Source organism: Vibrio fluminensis (genome assembly GCF_015278125.1).
In the GTDB taxonomy this organism is placed as follows: domain Bacteria; phylum Pseudomonadota; class Gammaproteobacteria; order Enterobacterales; family Vibrionaceae; genus Vibrio; species Vibrio fluminensis.
The window spans coordinates 1-17138 of record NZ_JADILO010000016.1; the positions used below are offsets into that span (position 1 = coordinate 1).

Sequence of the window (17138 nt, forward strand, 5' to 3'; positions counted from 1 at the left end):
GATGCAAAGTCGACTTTATATCGATACGTATTACAATCCAGTAAGAAGGCATGGGACTCTAGGTGGTATGAGCCCCATTGACTTTGAACTAATGAATTAACCCCATGTGTCTACTTTTATGGGGTCATACCATCCCGCATCCCGCATCCCGCATCCCGCATCCCGCATCCCGCATCCCGCATCCCGCATCCCGCATCTTTTTTTAATTTTTTTTCCCTTGTTCCCTTGAAATGCTGTTTAGCGCCCTTATCTATGGTGCATACAAGAAGCAAACATTAAAATTTTTGTTTGTGAGCAAGGGTTGAAACCCGATTCTCTATCCCCCACATAGGGGATATAGCAAAACGAAAATAGAATTTATTCGGAGATAGCCTGATGGGTAAAATCATTGGTATTGACTTAGGTACTACTAACTCTTGTGTTGCTGTTCTAGACGGTGACAAGCCACGCGTAATCGAAAACGCAGAAGGCGAGCGTACAACCGCATCTGTTGTTGCATACACAGACGGCGAAACGCTAGTAGGCCAACCTGCTAAACGTCAAGCAGTTACAAACCCAACCAACACGCTATTTGCAATTAAGCGTCTAATTGGTCGTCGTTTTGAAGACGAAGAAGTTCAACGTGACATCGAAATCATGCCTTACAAAATCGTTAAGGCTGACAACGGTGATGCTTGGGTAGAAGCGCAAGGCCAAAAAATGGCTGCTCCTCAAGTTTCAGCTGAAATCCTGAAAAAAATGAAGAAAACTGCTGAAGACTTCCTAGGTGAGGAAGTAACTGGCGCAGTTATCACAGTTCCTGCTTACTTTAACGATGCTCAACGTCAAGCAACTAAAGACGCTGGCCGTATCGCAGGTCTAGAAGTTAAACGTATCATCAACGAACCAACAGCAGCGGCTCTAGCTTACGGCCTAGACAAGTCTGGCGGCGACCGCACTATCGCGGTATACGACCTTGGTGGTGGTACATTCGATATCTCTATTATCGAGATCGATGAAGTCGAAGGCGAAAAAACGTTCGAAGTTCTAGCAACTAACGGTGACACTCACCTTGGTGGTGAAGACTTTGATACACGTCTAATCAACTACCTAGTAGATGAGTTCAACAAAGAGCAAGGTATCAACCTTAAGAACGATCCACTAGCGATGCAACGTGTTAAAGAAGCAGCAGAAAAAGCGAAAATCGAACTTTCTTCTACTTCTCAAACTGACGTAAACCTACCATACGTAACAGCTGACGCGACTGGTCCTAAGCACATGAACGTTAAAGTGACTCGTGCGAAACTAGAATCTCTAGTTGAAGACCTAGTACAACGTTCTCTTGAGCCACTAAAAGTAGCTCTAGCTGACGCAGACCTATCTGTAGGCGACATCACTGATGTTATCCTAGTTGGTGGTCAAACTCGTATGCCAATGGTTCAAGCGAAAGTAACAGAATTCTTTGGTAAAGAGCCACGCCGTGACGTGAACCCAGATGAAGCAGTAGCAATGGGTGCAGCAGTTCAAGGCGGTGTACTAGCTGGTGATGTTAAAGACGTTCTACTACTAGACGTTACTCCTCTGTCTCTAGGTATCGAGACTATGGGCGGCGTAATGACGAAGCTAGTTGAGAAGAACACAACTATCCCAACTAAAGCGAACCAAGTTTTCTCAACTGCAGAAGACAACCAAAACGCAGTAACTATCCACGTACTGCAAGGTGAGCGTAAGCAAGCGTCTTACAACAAGTCTCTAGGTCAATTCAACCTAGAAGGCATCCAAGCAGCACCACGTGGTATGCCACAAATCGAAGTTACTTTCGACCTAGATGCGGACGGTATCCTACACGTATCAGCGAAAGATAAGCAGACTGGTAAAGAGCAGAAGATCACTATCCAAGCTTCAGGCGGTCTAAGCGATGAAGACATCGAGAAAATGGTTCAAGAAGCTGAAGCTAACAAAGAAGCGGACAAGAAGTTCGAAGAGCTAGCAACGGCACGTAACCAAGCAGACCAAATGATCCACGGTACTCGTAAGCAAATGGAAGAAGCAGGTGAAGCACTTCCAGCAGACGAGAAAGAGAAGATCGAAGCAGCAATCGCAGAACTTGAAACCGCACGTAAAGGCGATGACAAAGAAGCGATCGATGCGAAAGTTCAAGCTCTAGCAGCAGCAGCGCAAAAGCTAATGGAAATCGCTCAACAGCAAGCTCAAGCTCAGCAAGCACAAGGTGCGGATGCTGATGCGCAGTCTAAAGACGATGACGTTGTAGACGCGGAATTCGAAGAAGTTAAAGACGACAAAAAATAATTTATCGTCGCTATAGCGTGTGACTTCTGTGTCGAGAGTGCTCACTTACTTGTGTAAGCTGCGCGCTCTCTCCTCGAACTAACGCGCTCTAGCTTAGATAAATCGTTTTTAGAATCTAACGATACGGGCGTCAGAGGTAACTCTAACGCCCGTATGTTTGTAACTAGAGGTTGTCTTTCTAGCTAAGTTCTTTTAGGAATACTTTGAGCGAAAAGCTTTTAGCTAGAACGATATAAAAAACACCAAGCGATGCTGATTCTGGCTCGTTTGCAGTAATAAATTGGTGACTAAAGCATGTCAAAACGTGATTTTTACGAAGTATTAGGCGTAAGCCGTGATGCAGAAGAGCGCGAAATTAAGAAAGCGTATAAACGTCTAGCGATGAAATACCACCCTGACCGTAACCAGGGTGATGAAACTGCATCTGACAAGTTTAAAGAAGTAAAAGAAGCGTATGAAATCCTAACGGATCCACAAAAGAAAGCGGCATATGATCAATACGGTCATGCAGCATTCGAACAAGGTGGCGGCGGCTTCGGCGGTGGCGGCTTTGGTGGCGGCGGCGCTGATTTTGGTGACATCTTTGGTGATGTATTTGGTGACATTTTCGGTGGCGGTCGTCGTGGTGGCGGTGGTCAACGTGCGCAACGTGGTTCAGACCTGCGCTACAACATGGAACTGACGCTTGAAGAAGCGGTTCGTGGTGTATCGAAAGAGATTGAAGTACCAACACTAGTACACTGTGATAGCTGTAATGGTAGCGGTGCGAAGAAGGGCACATCAGCGGATACTTGTGGTACCTGTCACGGTCACGGCCAGGTGCAAATGCGTCAAGGCTTCTTTGCAGTACAACAGACCTGTCCTACCTGTCATGGTAAAGGCAAGATCATTAAAGACCCATGTAACGAATGTCATGGTCAAGGTCGTAAACAGAAGACTAAAACGCTTAATGTTAAGATACCAGCGGGTGTTGATACTGGCGACCGTATTCGTCTATCTGGCGAAGGTGAAGCGGGAGAAATGGGTGCACCAGCCGGTGACTTGTATGTTCAAGTTCACGTGAAAGAGCACCACATCTTTGAGCGTGACGGTAACAACTTGTACTGTGAAGTACCAGTAAGCTTTGCGATGGCAGCACTAGGTGGTGAAGTCGAAGTCCCAACGCTAGATGGTCGTGTAAATCTTAAAGTGCCTACTGAGACGCAAACTGGTCGTATGTTCCGTATGCGCGGCAAAGGCGTGAAAGGTGTTCGCGGCGGTGGCATCGGTGACTTGATCGTTAAGCTAGTTGTGGAAACACCTGTAAACCTAAGCTCTCGTCAAAAAGAACTACTGAAAGAGTTTGAAGAGTCATGCGGTGGCGAAGCGGCAACTAAGCACAAGCCAAAGTCTGAAGGTTTCTTCAACGGTGTGAAGAAGTTCTTTGATGACCTAACTAGCTAATTGTTAGCAAGTTAGTCCCTTATTTTGAAAGCCTGCTTAAAGCAGGCTTTTTTGCGTCTATTACTCAGTCAATTATTAACCTTCGTTACCAGCAAGCGATTGGGCTGCCGTAGCCAGAGTGGTCAAGTGTGATGCTTTGATCGGAGGAGCTAAAGCAAGGGTCTTGCAGCTGCTTACCTTGGGGCTGAGCCGAGATAAGGTAGCTATTCACTCCAGCAGAAACCGAGATCAGATAGTCGCTGCTGTCAGTTTGGCAAACTAGACACACCCCAGCCGATAAGAGTGCGTTTTTTGCACTGACATAACCATTGTCGTAGCGGTTTTCTAACTCGAGTTGTAGGCGGCTTAAATCACTGAGCATGAGATGTCGCGTCCCTTTTATCAATTGGTTTTGATAGCTGGGGTAGGCGATTGTCGTCAGCGTAGCAATAATGACCAAAGTAAGGAGTACTTCGATTAAGGTCATCGCTTCTAATCGTTTTTTACTCTTGATACAGCCGTTCCTCTGCCTCATTTCCCGTCCTTGCTGTTCCACTTTGGGTTTGATTTTGCAAGCTGTTAGCATCGAAGCAAGATTGAATTTACCCATCACTATGTTTGCAGAGGAATGTGGGAAATGAGTCGGGGCTTTAACTTGCTTGAGCTCACCATCACGCTGGTTTTACTCAGTGTGCTGCTAGGGCTAGCAAAACCCAGTTATCAAGCGTTACTCAACCGAGTCAAAATGAAGCGCTTAGCCAGTGAGTTGAGTGGCTTTGTGATCCAAGCGAAAAGTGAAGCGGTGTTACGTAACCAAAGGCTTTATGCTCACTTTTCATTTTCTTCCGCCTCTTTCCAAGACAACGGTGATTGGCATATTCAACTCACCGATAGCAGCACCGCTGGTGGAGAGCGAGTTCTCTATCTCAGTGGTGAAGGTTTTTTAGGGTTGGCAATCACCCATAATTACGGGCTTGGTTATCTCAGCTTTGATGGCGTACGTGGCAGACCGATGGGCGGCTCAATAGAGTTCTTTCCTGCGACAAATAATAGTGAACGGCTAAAGGCGGTGATCGCCAATCCACCCGGTCGGATTCGGATATGCGGTGTGAATGGAGCGTTATATGGTTATGCGCAGTGCCACTAGAGGCTTTAGTTTGGTGGAGTGCTTAGTGGCATCCGCGCTTGGTGTGATTGCCATAGGCATGATGGGTTCCGTATTTCTTTCGGCGCAAAAAGCCGCTCAAGCGCGATCACAGCAACTTTATTTACAGCAAGCTTTGACCCGAGCTTCTCAGACGATCGAGGATGATCTTCGCCGTGCGGGCTTTAATCATTATCAAGGTGACGTGCTGACTCTTGCCAGTAGCAGCTTGGTGGTAGAGTTAGCGACAAATGATGACTTTGCGCTGGCTTATTATCGTGAGATGGCAGACAAGCGTAACTATCGCAATGTACGCTATTACCTCTCTGACGGTAAGTTGATCGTTTGTGAGCAAGGTGTGTTGGACCCAGTCGATATGATGTCGAGGTTGAGTATCAGCAGTTGCCGATCAATGCTGGACGAGCGAGTGCTACAAGTCACCTCCTTGGCGCTAAGCGCGCTTCCCTTAGCCAGTTCAAAGGCAACCTCTTCTTTTTGGCTGTTATCTGTATCAGCACAAACCAACGATCTGCGTTACGCAAAAACGCTGACAACCAATATTAAACAGCGGAACTGGCAATGAAGTGGCAGCGTGGGGCGATCACTTTGCTGACTACTGCGGTTTTATTGTTGGCGTTGCTACTGTTGGTGCTAGGCAGTTATCGCTCGGTATTTTATCAAATCAAGATTAGTCAAAATGAGGTTGAAGCACGTCGAGTTCACTGGTTTGCAGAGGGCGCAGTGGAGTGCCTTCATGCGTATTTACAGGTCAGCGGCGTCAACCCAGATTTGCTGCTTATTGGCAGTAGTGATAGCCACTTTGATGCGATGCAGGCGTTATGCCTGAGTGATGTGAGTATGGAGAGTCTCTATTTAGAGCTTCCTTTGATGGCAAGCCCGGTAAGTGGTCATTATCGCTTGGTGTATCAGCGAAGTGGCATCACCCAATTGAGCCGTGCGATTGTGCTGCAAGCTGGCAGCTATCAGTGGCAAGAGGGCACTTGGAATGATGGGTAGACAAAGGGGGTTTAGCCTAATTGAAGTGATGCTGTGTTTTGCATTGACCAGTATGGCCGCTTTGGGGTTACTCAAACTACAAGCGATACTGGCGAAAAAGGCTGCATTTGCTAACCAGCAAATTGAGGCGCTGCATATCGCTGAACGTCAATTAGAACGCTATTTAGCGAGAGCAGAATCCGTGTCTGGCACGGTAGGCTTGATCCAATATAGCGATCTTGAGTCAGCGATACATTGCGGTGGGCATATCGCAGAGTTAGTCGATTCACCTTACGAGTTGGATTGTCAGTTAGAAGATGTTTCGGGCGTTTTAAGCGGCAAATTAAGCAAGATTATCGTGACGGTTCGTTGGGCGAGGCGAGTGAATGGTTTGACCGCCAGTGAGACACATTATCAGCTTATTTTGGTCAGTTATGTGTCAGTGTTTTCCGAATTCTAAATGTAACAAAATGTTTCTAGCACGAAAAATACGGTAAAGGTTTCAAAAAGGTTTCAATATTGTTTATTGCTAATATGCGGTATTGTGTCTTTAATGTTGTGTCAACAGGGTAAAATTGCAAAATATGTCTCTAAATGTGGTTTTTTCTGTAGGGGGATGTGCTTTTGTGTGATGTATTTAATAAAATGCTCAATTGAACATAGACCGCTATAACTATTTTTACAGGTCAGACTAAACAACATCACAAATGGAATTACCATGAGTAACCAAGCTGTAAATAAAGCACCATCACCGAAGCCGAGTGGTATGGATCGCTTTCTAAACGCGATTGAGCGCGTCGGCAACAAAATTCCAGATCCAGCGATCCTGTTCTTCTGGGCTCTAATTATTACATGGGTAACATCAGCTCTTTTGTCGAATGTAACATTCGATCTAATCAACCCTCGTACTGGTGATGCTCTAACGGTAAGTAACCTTTTAACTGGTGAAGCGCTAGCAAGCTTCCTAGCAAACATGGTGAAAACTTTCACTGGCTTTGCACCACTGGGTATCGTACTTGTAGCGATGCTAGGTGTGGGTGTTGCAGACTCTTCTGGCTTTATCACGACAGGTCTTAAGAAGATGCTGAACGTGACGCCAGCTAAACTGCTAACGCCAATGCTAATCCTTGTAGCTATCGTGTCGCACACAGCGGCTGACGCGGGCTACGTACTGGTTATTCCACTAGGTGGTATCATCTTCCATGCGGCAGGTCGTCACCCTCTAGCAGGTATTGCGGCAGCATTTGCGGGCGTATCGGGCGGTTTCTCTGCAAACTTCATCCCATCAGGTATCGATCCTCTACTAGCGGGTTTCACGCAAACTTCTGCTCAGATCCTAGATCCTGAATACATTGTTAACCCACTAGCAAACATCTTCTTTACGGGTCTTTCTTCAATTGTAATCATCCTTATTGGTTGGTATGTAACTGAGAAAATCATTGAGCCGCGTCTAGCGAATACACCTGTTGATGAAGATGCAGAAAAAGCACCTGATTTAGGTACTTTTACAGCAGAAGAATCGAAAGCATTCCGCGCTGCAGGTTGGGCTATGATGGCAGGTATTGCGCTACTTATCGCAGCAATCATCCCTGAATCATCAGCGCTACGTTCTCCTGAAGGCGAAATCACAGCGTTCTCTGCGCCACTAATGAACTCAATCGTACCGTTAATCTTTATCCTGTTTATCATTCCAGGTTACGTTTACGGTAAAGTTTCAGGCACGTTCAAAACTAGCAACGACATCATCAAAGCGATGGCGGCAACAATGTCGACTATGGGTGCTTACATCGTAATGTCGTTCTTCTGTGCACAGTTCCTATCTGCATTCGCACAGTCAAACATCGGTACGATGCTTGCGCTATACGGTGCTGAAGGTCTAAAAGCGATGAACCTTCCTGGTGAAGCAACCATCGTGGGTATGATCCTTCTAACGGCTTCTGTAAACCTACTGATCGGTTCATCGTCAGCGAAATGGGCGCTAATTGGTCCAATCCTAGTGCCAATGCTAATGGCTGTAGGTATCTCTCCTGAGCTATCTCAAGCTGCATACCGCGTGGGTGACTCTGTATCGAACATCATCTCACCACTAATGGTATTCTTCCCACTTGTGGTTGTTTACTGTCAGCGTTACGTGAAGTCGACGGGTATCGGTACTCTAGCGTCTCTAATGATGCCATTCTCTATCGCGATGCTAATTGGTTGGTCAATCTTCCTAATCGCTTACTGGATGCTTGGTATTCCACTAGGTGTACAAGCGCCATACACTTACACTATGTAAGCGACATCAATGGTTACAAGCCTACCCACAAGGGTAGGCTTTTTTTTATCTGCAACTCGCTATACACTGCAATCGGCGGCAAATGCCGTTATTCCTGGAAAAATAAAATTTATGAAAATTCTGCTTTTAGTAGGGTTAATTGTATTAAACGGTCTTTTTGCGATGTCAGAAATCGCATTGGTTGCTGCAAAAACAAGTCGATTAAAGCGTTTAGCGGAAAAACACAAAGCAGCGCAAGTCGCGCTTGATCTAAAAGAAAATCCCACGCGTTTCCTTTCCACGATTCAAATTGGTATCACTGTCATTGGTCTACTTAGTGGTATTGTCGGTGAAGCGACGTTATCGGCTCCGCTTGCACAGCAAATGGAACTCTGGGGTCTACCAGCCGATCAGGCGAATGTGCTTTCCACGCTTATCGTAGTCGTGGGTATCACTTACTTCGCGATTGTGGTCGGTGAATTGGTGCCTAAGCGCTTTGCGCAGTCTCAGGCAGAGACCATTGCGGTATTGGTGGCATTACCTATCTACTGGGTATCAAAGCTTACCACGCCGTTTGTATGGCTATTGTCATGGTCGACAGAAGCTTTGCTTAAGTTAATGGGACAGAAGAACCAAGAAGATAGCGTGACCGAAGATGATATTCACGCCATTGTACGCGAAGGCTCTGAGTCAGGTGCGATTGAGCAGGGTGAACAAGAGATGATCCGCAACATTCTCCAGTTGGATGATCGCTTGGTGAGCTCGCTGATGACGCCGCGCCGTGATATCGATTTCCTCGATATCGATCAGCCGATCGACCAACTTCTTAAACGCTTGCGCACCACCAAACACAGCGTGTTTCCTGTTTGCCAAGGGCGTCTGGATAAGATGGTCGGTACCGTGACGGCGAAAGCGTTATTGAACCAAGCGAATAACCTAAGTGTTCAGGTTATCGTTGGGCTGTGTAAGGCTCCCGTTTACATACCTGAATCGATGAAAGGTTTGCGACTGCTTACTTACTTCAAAGAGTCTGGTTCTGAGATGGCGTTTATCGTCGATGAATACGGTGATATTCAAGGTGTCGTGACCCACTACGACGTGCTTGAAGCGATTGCGGGTGAACTATCAAATAATCCAAACGACCTATGGGCTGAGCCTACTGATAATGGTTGGGTACTCGATGCGCTGATCCCGATTAGCGAGCTGAAAAACCGACTCGATCTGGCGGAAATTGATGGTGAGGAAGAAGGCTTCCAAACTCTTAATGGTTGGTTAACTTGGCATGCTGGTCGCTTGCCAGCGCAAGGTGAAGTGTTCACTTACCAACAATGGCAGTTTGAAGTGCTCGTGGTGGAGCACAACCGGATCATGAGTGTTAAAGCCACACCTGCTGTGGTTGAAGCGGTTGAATAGCACGACTTAAGTTGTGTTTTCTAGCAAAGATTAGGTATGCTTCGCGGCATACCTATTTTTTTATCCATTTTCGCTATTTTGTATTGGGAGCCCAGATTGGCAGAGCAGTTTTCCGCGCTCGATGAGCAATTTATGCGTCGCGCGATGGCGTTGGCAACGCAGGCAGAGCAAGAAGGTGAGGTGCCAGTTGGTGCGGTGTTGGTGAAAGATGGCCAAGTGATCGCAGAAGGTTGGAATCAATCGATTGGTAGCCATGATGCAACCGCACACGCGGAGGTGCAGACACTGCGTAAAGCAGGGCAATCGTTAGAGAATTATCGTCTACTTGATACCACTTTGTATGTCACGCTAGAGCCTTGCCCAATGTGTGCAGGAGCATTGCTTCACAGCCGAGTTAAACGGATTGTCTTTGGCGCACCGGATTTGAAAGCAGGTGCTGCTGGTACCGTATTGAACTTGTTTGAGCATCAAGCCGCGTATCACTATGCCACGGTAGAACGTGGTCTATTGGAAGATGAGTGTCGTGAGCAGTTGCAAGCCTTCTTTAAACGTCGTCGTAAAGAAATTAAGGCGTTGAAGCAGGAAAAGGGCAGTAAGGACGAAAATAATTAGTTTTTAGTTAGCAAACATAGATCTATGTTTGCTAACTGATTGCGAAACCACGAATAAATTAGTGGTTAGACAATTGCACAAATGCACGATGGCGGGCAATCACCTTTTTCTTGTTATTAGCTAGCTTGCGTTTACGGCGGTTAGCGGAAACAGTCTTTTTAAGGCGTTTTGATTGCATGCTACGTTTTCGCATAAAACAACCTCCAAATTATACGAATTGCATATCGGTTAAAACCGAAAATTCTCACCCAACAGCGATGAGAATTAGCTTCTTTCCCTCTCTATTTGCCCTGTAAGTGTCGTTATTGCACGCTATTAATCCCGTTATTTGCTAGGACTTGCGCACAACTGACCGAACTGGTTTTACAAACAGTTTGGGTACATTTCATTGGATTTGAATATCAGTGGTTGAATACGGATTAGGTATATCACCTCTGAAAGGGCAGTGAGTATGTATGGTTTGCGGGGAGAAATTCAAGGGAAATCTCTACAAATCGAGACTTCCCTTGATTTAGGATATGAAACCAAGATTTTAGTTGGTTTTATCGATTGCGCTTACCGGTTTTGCTGGGGCAGCTGCCGATGTAGCTTCTGCCGCAGAGACTGCCGCTGATGTCGCACTTGAAACTGCGCCAGAGAGAGTGCTTTCGGCCGCAGATAGTAACGCAGGATCGATTTCAATCACGGTTAAGTCATTAATATCTACGTCACCTTCATCAGGTGTTTGCTGCTCGATATGACCAATAATGCTCTGGTAGTAGCGACGGATGTTCTCAACGTAATTCAACGCTTCGTCACCACGAGCATAGCCATAACGAGTTTGGCGATGGTATTTCGCCTGACGCAGCAGTGGTAAACGCTCTTTTACATCTGACCATTGATCTGGGTTGCCACCTTGTTTCTTGGTTAAGCGACGCGCATCCATGACGTGACCATAACCGACGTTGTAAGAGGCAAGGGCAAACCAAATCTTCTCATGCTGGTCAATTGAATCCGGAATGCGGTTAACCATGCGGCGCAAGTACTCTACGCCACCTTTAACTGATTGTTCCGGATCTAGGCGGTTGGTTACGCCAACGCTTTTCGCTGTAGGCAGCGTGAGCATCATCATGCCACGAACCCCAGTTGGTGAGCGGGCAATGGGGTTCCAGTGTGATTCTTGGTACGCTAAAGCGGCAATTAGGCGCCAGTCGAACTCTTCTGAATACTCTTTAAATAGCGGAGCCCATTTTGGTAGCTTGTTATCCAGAGCGCGAATAAAGGCGCGTGTATCTACGTAGTCAAAGCTACCGATATGGCCGATGTATTTCTCTTCGAGCTGAGCGAGGTGATCCGATTGTTTTAGGTTACCGAAAAATTCAATTACCATCGCGTATAGGCTTTCATCATCAGAGCGGCGCAGGAACCAAGATGTTGGTTGGTCTTCAGTTAGCTCAAATGCAGTCGCCACATCAGGATAGATGCGTTGAGATAGTGAAACTTCAACCGAGTCTGCGACGGTGAATAGGATTTTGCCTTGCGAAACTTGTTTAAGTAGGTCGCTTACGTCAGCTGACTGGTCAATCTTAAACTGAAACTCAGGATGATCGCTTTTGATCTTAGTGAGCGTTTGATTGAAGTGGGAGTCCCCTACGATGGTGACTACTGGCTCGCCATTATTCTTTTCAATCAGCTCAGCTTGTTTTTTCAGTAATTGATCAAGGTTACGTGGACGCCAGTGTCCTTTCTTGTAGATGAGTTGTTGGCTGACGTAATAATAAGCTGGCGCTGGTCGAAAGCGTTTGATGCGTTCAGGGGATTGGGTCAAACCAGCGGCGATAATATCAATCTCACCATTTTCCAAGGCAGGATAAAGGTTAGAGATTTGATAAGCCGGTTTCATTTCAAGGCGTACGCCCAGCTCTTCGGCGAACTGACGCGCTATTTCATAATCCAAACCCGCCGGACCATCGGGACCGATGTAATATGAAAGTTGGTTGTTTAATGTGCCGACACGCAATACGCCGCGCTCACGAATCTGATCTAAATCGCTTTTAGGGGCAGACTCGATCTGACAACCCGCCAGCATGATTGCGCTGAGGGTAAGCAGGATGTATGTGCGTGCTTTTAATAGAAATTGGCTACTCATTCATAATGTCTCGTACTTCATGTACCGCATTTATATCAGAGTAGGCGGGCGAGGCAAAGTAAAGCTGAAGTGTTCGCGAGGACGGCTCAATTTTTCTGTTCGATGAGAAAAAATTTCACGTGATGTTTTTTGTCCTTCCAAAGTGCCTCAGACAAGGCTGTATCTGGCGTCATGAGCCGCACTTGAATTTTCAGCAGTGGGTTGTAATTCAAATTTGACAAAAAAATAAAGCAAACGTTTGCTTTTGATGTTACATCACAAAAATAAATCCTTTATAATGCGCCCGCAACCCGAGGTGAAATTGGTATGGGTTATCAGTGTTTTGAGTCTAACTAGCTGAATTTATTCCAATATCACCTTAATCAATTGCAGAGAGACCTAAGCACATGAGAATTTTGCGTGGCTCCCCAGCTCTTTCCGAGTTTCGTGTTAACAAACTACTAGAACTTTGCCGTGAACAGCAGTTGCCTGTGAACGATATTTACGCAGAGTTTATGCACTTTGCTAGTTTAAGCGCTGATTTAGATGCGTCTGAATTAGACAAGCTTGAGAAGCTTCTTACCTATGGACCAACCATCGAAGAGCACGAGCCGCAAGGTCTGCTACTGTTGGTGACACCACGCCCAGGCACTATCTCGCCTTGGTCTTCAAAATCGACGGATATCGCGCGTAACTGTGGCCTAGACAAAGTAAAACGTCTTGAGCGCGGTACGGCTTACTATATCGAATCGTCAGTTGCGCTTTCGGCGCAGCAAATCGACGCTGTGAAAGCACTTATTCATGATCGCATGATGGAAACGGTGTTCACTGAATTTGAAGCGGCGGATGCGCTGTTTAAGGTTTCTGAGCCAGCGCCTGTAGCGCATGTTGATATCTTAGCCGGTGGTCGTCTTGCGCTTGAAGAAGCAAACGTTTCCCTAGGTCTTGCTCTGGCAGAAGATGAGATTGATTACTTGGTGGAGAACTTCACTAAGCTTGGTCGTAACCCAAATGATATCGAGCTGATGATGTTTGCTCAGGCGAATTCAGAGCACTGCCGTCATAAAATCTTTAATGCCGATTGGACTATCGATGGCGTCGAGCAAGAGAAGTCGCTATTTAAGATGATCAAGAACACGTTCGAGACGACGCCAGATCACGTGTTATCTGCCTACAAAGATAATGCAGCGGTTATGGTGGGTTCTAAAGTTGGTCGCTTCTTCCCTGATCCGCAAACGCGTCAGTACAACTACCATCACGAAGATGCGCATATCTTGATGAAGGTAGAAACGCATAACCACCCAACGGCGATTTCGCCATGGCCAGGCGCTTCAACCGGCTCTGGTGGTGAAATCCGCGATGAGGGCGCAACAGGTATTGGCGGTAAGCCAAAAGCGGGTCTGGTTGGCTTCACTACATCAAACCTACGTATCCCTGGTTTTGAACAGCCATGGGAGACGGATTTTGGTAAGCCGGGACGTATCGTCAACGCACTTGATATTATGCTAGAAGGCCCACTTGGTGGCGCGGCATTTAACAACGAATTTGGTCGTCCAAACCTACTCGGTTACTTCCGTACTTACGAAGAAAAAGTGACTTCGCATGCCGGTGAGGAAGTGCGTGGTTACCATAAGCCAATCATGATTGCTGGTGGTCTAGGTAATATCCGTGACCAACACGTGCAGAAGAAAGAGATCCCAGTGGGCGCGAAACTTATCGTGCTAGGTGGTCCAGCGATGAACATCGGTCTGGGTGGCGGCGCAGCATCTTCGATGGCATCGGGTCAATCGGCTGAAGATCTCGACTTTGCATCGGTACAGCGTGAAAACCCAGAGATGGAACGTCGTTGTCAGGAAGTGATTGACCGTTGTTGGCAGCTTGGTGAGCAAAACCCAATTGCCTTTATCCACGATGTGGGTGCCGGCGGTATTTCAAACGCATTGCCAGAGCTTGTTGACGATGGTGAGCGTGGCGGTAAATTCCAGTTGCGTGATGTACCAAACGATGAACCGGGCATGAGCCCACTTGAGATTTGGTGTAACGAATCACAAGAGCGTTACGTAATGGCGGTTGCGCCAGAACATATGGCAGTATTTGAGGCGATTTGTCAGCGTGAGCGTGCACCTTACGCGGTAGTGGGTGAAGCGACGGAAGAGCGTCACCTAACATTAGAAGATTCGCACTTCGACAATACGCCAATTGATATGCCAATGGACATTCTGCTTGGTAAGCCGCCGAAGATGCATCGCGATGCGACGACGCTAAAAGTCGATAGCCCAGCGATCATCCGTGACGGTATTGAGATCAACGATGCAGTTGAGCGCGTGCTGCGTTTGCCAACAGTTGCTGAAAAAACTTTCCTAATTACCATTGGTGACCGTTCTGTCACGGGATTGGTGGCTCGCGATCAAATGGTTGGTCCATGGCAAGTGCCGGTTGCAAACTGCGCAGTAACGGCTGCAAGCTATGATTCTTACCATGGCGAAGCTATGTCGATGGGTGAACGTACCCCAGTGGCGCTGCTTGATTTTGGCGCTTCTGCTCGACTTGCGGTTGGAGAGTCATTAACCAACATTGCTGCTACCGATATTGGCGATATCAAACACATTAAACTGTCGGCTAACTGGATGTCTCCTGCGGGTCACCCTGGTGAAGATGCAGGTCTTTACGAAGCGGTAAAAGCCGTGGGTGAAGAGCTTTGTCCTGCATTAGGTCTTACTATTCCAGTGGGCAAAGACTCAATGTCGATGAAGACTAAATGGGAAGAGAACGGTGAAAACAAAGAAGTTACTTCACCTCTATCTCTTGTCATCACAGCATTCGGTCGAGTAGAAGATGTACGTAAAACTGTGACTCCTCAGCTTCGCATCGACAAAGGTAATAGCTCACTTGTTCTTGTCGACCTAGGTAATGGTAAAAACCGCCTGGGTGCGACGGCTCTCGCACAGGTTTACAAGCAATTGGGTGATAAACCTGCTGATGTTGATAGCGCAGAGCAGCTAAAAGGCTTCTTTGATGCGATGCAAAGCCTAGTGCGTGATGACAAGCTGGTGGCTTACCACGATAAGGGCGATGGCGGTCTGTTTGTTACTCTAGCTGAAATGGCGTTTGCGGGTCACTGTGGCGTGAAAGTAGATATCGCAGCGCTGGGTGAAGATACACTGGCGGCACTATTTAACGAAGAGCTTGGTGCGGTTGTTCAGGTTAAGAATGACGATCTAGATGCGGTACTTTCAACTCTGGCAGCGAATGGTCTTGAAGCGTGTTCACACGTAATTGGTCAGGTGGAAGCGTCAGATTCGATTACCATTAATTCTGGTGATACTGTGTTGGTTGAGCGTTCACGTACCGACCTTCGCACTATTTGGGCTGAGACAACACATAAGATGCAAGCGCTACGCGATAACCCTGCTTGTGCTGACCAAGAATTTGCGGCGAAGAAAGATAATTCAGACCCAGGTTTGAATGTGTCACTGAGCTTTGACGTGAATGAAGATATTGCTGCGCCTTACATTGCTAAAGGTAGTAAGCCAAGAATGGCAATCTTGCGTGAGCAAGGCGTTAACTCACATGTAGAAATGGCCGCTGCGTTTGATCGCGCGGGGTTTGAAGCCACTGACGTACATATGAGCGACATTCTTAGCGGACAAGCGGTATTAGATGAATACAACGGCTTAGTGGCTTGTGGCGGCTTCTCGTACGGTGACGTATTGGGTGCCGGTGAAGGTTGGGCGAAGTCTATTTTGTTCAACGCACAAGCACGCGAGCAGTTTGAAAGCTTCTTTAACCGTCAAGATACTTTTTCGCTAGGTATTTGTAATGGTTGTCAGATGCTGTCTAACTTAAAAGAGTTGATTCCGGGTGCTGAACTATGGCCTCGCTTTGTTCGCAACGAATCAGAGCGTTTCGAAGCGCGCTTTAGCTTGGTGGAAGTTCAGAAGTCGGACTCGGTATTCTTTGATGGTATGGCTGGCTCTCGTATGCCAATTGCGGTATCACATGGCGAAGGTCGTGTGGAAGTGCGTGATACGCAGCATCTTGCGGCGCTTGAAGCTTCAGGAACGGTTGCGGTGCGTTACGTGGATAACTTTGGTAATCCAACTCAGCAATACCCGAATAACCCGAATGGCTCACCAAACGCTATCACGGGTCTAACTACTCAAGATGGCCGAGTGACTATCATGATGCCGCATCCAGAGCGTGTATTCCGTACGGTGGCAAACTCATGGCATCCAGAGAACTGGGGTGAGAATGGTGCTTGGATGCGCATGTTCCAAAATGCACGTAAGAACCTAGGTTAAGTTTGAGATGGGTTAACTATTCGTAGTAACCGCTAGCAAATGAGCCGCCAACGCAATCGCAATGGCGGCTTTTCTTTTCGATTCCGGTCGTAGCGTCGCGACTAATATGAAGAAAAATGGCGCATGGCTAGATTGAGAGCGCGGTTTGTGCTCTAATACGCCGCCCCAAAGGAGGGGAATGATCGACTTAGCTGAGCGGGAATGCAGCAGGCGAAGTCATTGTTAATAATTCATTAGAGCAAAGACTATGACCACAAGTAAAAAGTTTGCAATTCGCGTATCAGAAAAGCGTAACGGTTGGTGTGCAGAGATCACTCGCCAAGTAACTTCTCGTAAGCAAGTAGTATCAAAGCGTGAACAAGGTTTTGAAACTGAAGCACTAGCACAAGAGTGGGCTGAAAAAGAGCTAGCACAATTCGTTGAGAACCAAGTTAAACGCAACGAGCGTAAAGCGGATCAACGTGCAGAACGCAATGAGCGTCAAGAGCGCGAAGCGGCGGAGCGTAAAGCAGCAGCAATGCGTCGCCGTAGCGAAGCAGCACTTGCAGCAGAAGCTGACGAAGAAGATGAAGACGATTTTTAATCGCTGCGAATAAT

General features: G+C 47.0%; 14 protein-coding genes. 11 read left to right on the top strand and 3 right to left on the bottom strand.

Translation table 11 applies throughout. The annotated features are described in order from the left end of the window. Positions 1 to 375 precede the first annotated feature (375 nt). Entirely contained in the window at positions 376 to 2289 is a 1914-nt protein-coding gene (gene dnaK, locus IRQ95_RS12270; protein WP_194437207.1) for a molecular chaperone DnaK, read from the top strand. A gap of 294 nt (positions 2290 to 2583) precedes the next feature. Continuing rightward, positions 2584 to 3732: a molecular chaperone DnaJ gene (gene dnaJ, locus IRQ95_RS12275; protein WP_194437208.1), complete on the top strand. Its 1149-nt coding sequence runs from the start codon at positions 2584 to 2586 to the stop codon at positions 3730 to 3732. Positions 3733 to 3817: 85 nt separating this feature from the next. Here the strand turns inward: dnaJ and IRQ95_RS12280 are convergent, their stop codons facing one another. Continuing rightward, positions 3818 to 4246 (bottom strand): type IV pilin protein, encoded by a 429-nt coding sequence (locus tag IRQ95_RS12280; RefSeq protein WP_194437209.1) that lies wholly within the window; start codon positions 4244 to 4246, stop codon positions 3818 to 3820. 102 nt (positions 4247 to 4348) lie between these two features. On the opposite strand from IRQ95_RS12280, the gene IRQ95_RS12285 reads away from it, so the two are divergent. The 7 genes from IRQ95_RS12285 (at position 4349) to tadA (ending at position 10133) form a co-directional block, all read left to right on the top strand. Then, positions 4349 to 4858, top strand: a complete 510-nt coding sequence (locus IRQ95_RS12285) for a GspH/FimT family pseudopilin (protein ID WP_194437210.1) — start codon at positions 4349 to 4351, stop codon at positions 4856 to 4858. Continuing rightward, the gene (locus IRQ95_RS12290) at positions 4836 to 5438 is read left to right on the top strand and encodes a PilW family protein (protein ID WP_228481393.1); all 603 of its coding nucleotides are present in this window, start codon (positions 4836 to 4838) and stop codon (positions 5436 to 5438) included. Before IRQ95_RS12285 ends, IRQ95_RS12290 begins: the two co-directional genes overlap by 23 nt. Next, positions 5435 to 5872 (top strand): hypothetical protein, encoded by a 438-nt coding sequence (locus IRQ95_RS12295; protein WP_194437212.1) that lies wholly within the window; start codon positions 5435 to 5437, stop codon positions 5870 to 5872. The genes IRQ95_RS12290 and IRQ95_RS12295 overlap by 4 nt, the downstream gene beginning before the upstream one ends. Further along, entirely contained in the window at positions 5862 to 6311 is a 450-nt protein-coding gene (locus tag IRQ95_RS12300) for a type IV pilus modification PilV family protein (RefSeq protein WP_194437213.1), read from the top strand. Before IRQ95_RS12295 ends, IRQ95_RS12300 begins: the two co-directional genes overlap by 11 nt. Positions 6312 to 6569: 258 nt before the next feature. Then, a complete protein-coding gene (locus IRQ95_RS12305; RefSeq protein ID WP_194437214.1) occupies positions 6570 to 8129 on the top strand; it encodes an AbgT family transporter in 1560 nt (519 codons plus the stop codon). Between the two features lie 111 nt (positions 8130 to 8240). Beyond that, complete coding sequence (locus tag IRQ95_RS12310) at positions 8241 to 9521, top strand: hemolysin family protein (RefSeq protein ID WP_194437215.1); 1281 nt, start codon at positions 8241 to 8243, stop codon at positions 9519 to 9521. 36 nt (positions 9522 to 9557) lie between these two features. After that, complete coding sequence (tadA, locus tag IRQ95_RS12315; RefSeq protein WP_194437216.1) at positions 9558 to 10133, top strand: tRNA adenosine(34) deaminase TadA; 576 nt, start codon at positions 9558 to 9560, stop codon at positions 10131 to 10133. 58 nt (positions 10134 to 10191) lie between these two features. Here the strand turns inward: tadA and IRQ95_RS22300 are convergent, their stop codons facing one another. After that, positions 10192 to 10326 carry a hypothetical protein gene (locus IRQ95_RS22300; RefSeq protein WP_260338245.1) on the bottom strand — a complete coding sequence of 45 codons (135 nt, stop codon included), beginning with the start codon at positions 10324 to 10326 and terminating at the stop codon, positions 10192 to 10194. A 339-nt stretch (positions 10327 to 10665) separates the two neighbouring features. Next, the gene (gene mltF / locus IRQ95_RS12320) at positions 10666 to 12261 is read right to left on the bottom strand and encodes a membrane-bound lytic murein transglycosylase MltF (RefSeq protein WP_194437217.1); all 1596 of its coding nucleotides are present in this window, start codon (positions 12259 to 12261) and stop codon (positions 10666 to 10668) included. Positions 12262 to 12647: 386 nt separating this feature from the next. Between mltF and purL the strand changes: the two genes are divergently transcribed. Both purL and IRQ95_RS12330 read left to right on the top strand, forming a co-directional pair. Beyond that, complete coding sequence (gene purL, locus IRQ95_RS12325; RefSeq protein WP_194437218.1) at positions 12648 to 16541, top strand: phosphoribosylformylglycinamidine synthase; 3894 nt, start codon at positions 12648 to 12650, stop codon at positions 16539 to 16541. A 247-nt stretch (positions 16542 to 16788) separates the two neighbouring features. Next, the gene (locus IRQ95_RS12330; RefSeq protein ID WP_075651752.1) at positions 16789 to 17124 is read left to right on the top strand and encodes a DUF3622 domain-containing protein; all 336 of its coding nucleotides are present in this window, start codon (positions 16789 to 16791) and stop codon (positions 17122 to 17124) included. Positions 17125 to 17138 lie beyond the last annotated feature (14 nt).

Coding starts and splice junctions, on each gene's coding strand:
- dnaK (WP_194437207.1), top strand. CDS start 376: ATGGGTAAAATCATTGGTATTGACTTAGGTACTACTAACTCTTGTGTT.
- dnaJ (WP_194437208.1), top strand. CDS start 2,584: ATGTCAAAACGTGATTTTTACGAAGTATTAGGCGTAAGCCGTGATGCA.
- IRQ95_RS12280 (WP_194437209.1), bottom strand. CDS start 4,246: ATGAGGCAGAGGAACGGCTGTATCAAGAGTAAAAAACGATTAGAAGCG.
- IRQ95_RS12285 (WP_194437210.1), top strand. CDS start 4,349: ATGAGTCGGGGCTTTAACTTGCTTGAGCTCACCATCACGCTGGTTTTA.
- IRQ95_RS12290 (WP_228481393.1), top strand. CDS start 4,836: ATGGTTATGCGCAGTGCCACTAGAGGCTTTAGTTTGGTGGAGTGCTTA.
- IRQ95_RS12295 (WP_194437212.1), top strand. CDS start 5,435: ATGAAGTGGCAGCGTGGGGCGATCACTTTGCTGACTACTGCGGTTTTA.
- IRQ95_RS12300 (WP_194437213.1), top strand. CDS start 5,862: ATGATGGGTAGACAAAGGGGGTTTAGCCTAATTGAAGTGATGCTGTGT.
- IRQ95_RS12305 (WP_194437214.1), top strand. CDS start 6,570: ATGAGTAACCAAGCTGTAAATAAAGCACCATCACCGAAGCCGAGTGGT.
- IRQ95_RS12310 (WP_194437215.1), top strand. CDS start 8,241: ATGAAAATTCTGCTTTTAGTAGGGTTAATTGTATTAAACGGTCTTTTT.
- tadA (WP_194437216.1), top strand. CDS start 9,558: ATGCTTCGCGGCATACCTATTTTTTTATCCATTTTCGCTATTTTGTAT.
- IRQ95_RS22300 (WP_260338245.1), bottom strand. CDS start 10,326: ATGCGAAAACGTAGCATGCAATCAAAACGCCTTAAAAAGACTGTTTCC.
- mltF (WP_194437217.1), bottom strand. CDS start 12,261: ATGAGTAGCCAATTTCTATTAAAAGCACGCACATACATCCTGCTTACC.
- purL (WP_194437218.1), top strand. CDS start 12,648: ATGAGAATTTTGCGTGGCTCCCCAGCTCTTTCCGAGTTTCGTGTTAAC.
- IRQ95_RS12330 (WP_075651752.1), top strand. CDS start 16,789: ATGACCACAAGTAAAAAGTTTGCAATTCGCGTATCAGAAAAGCGTAAC.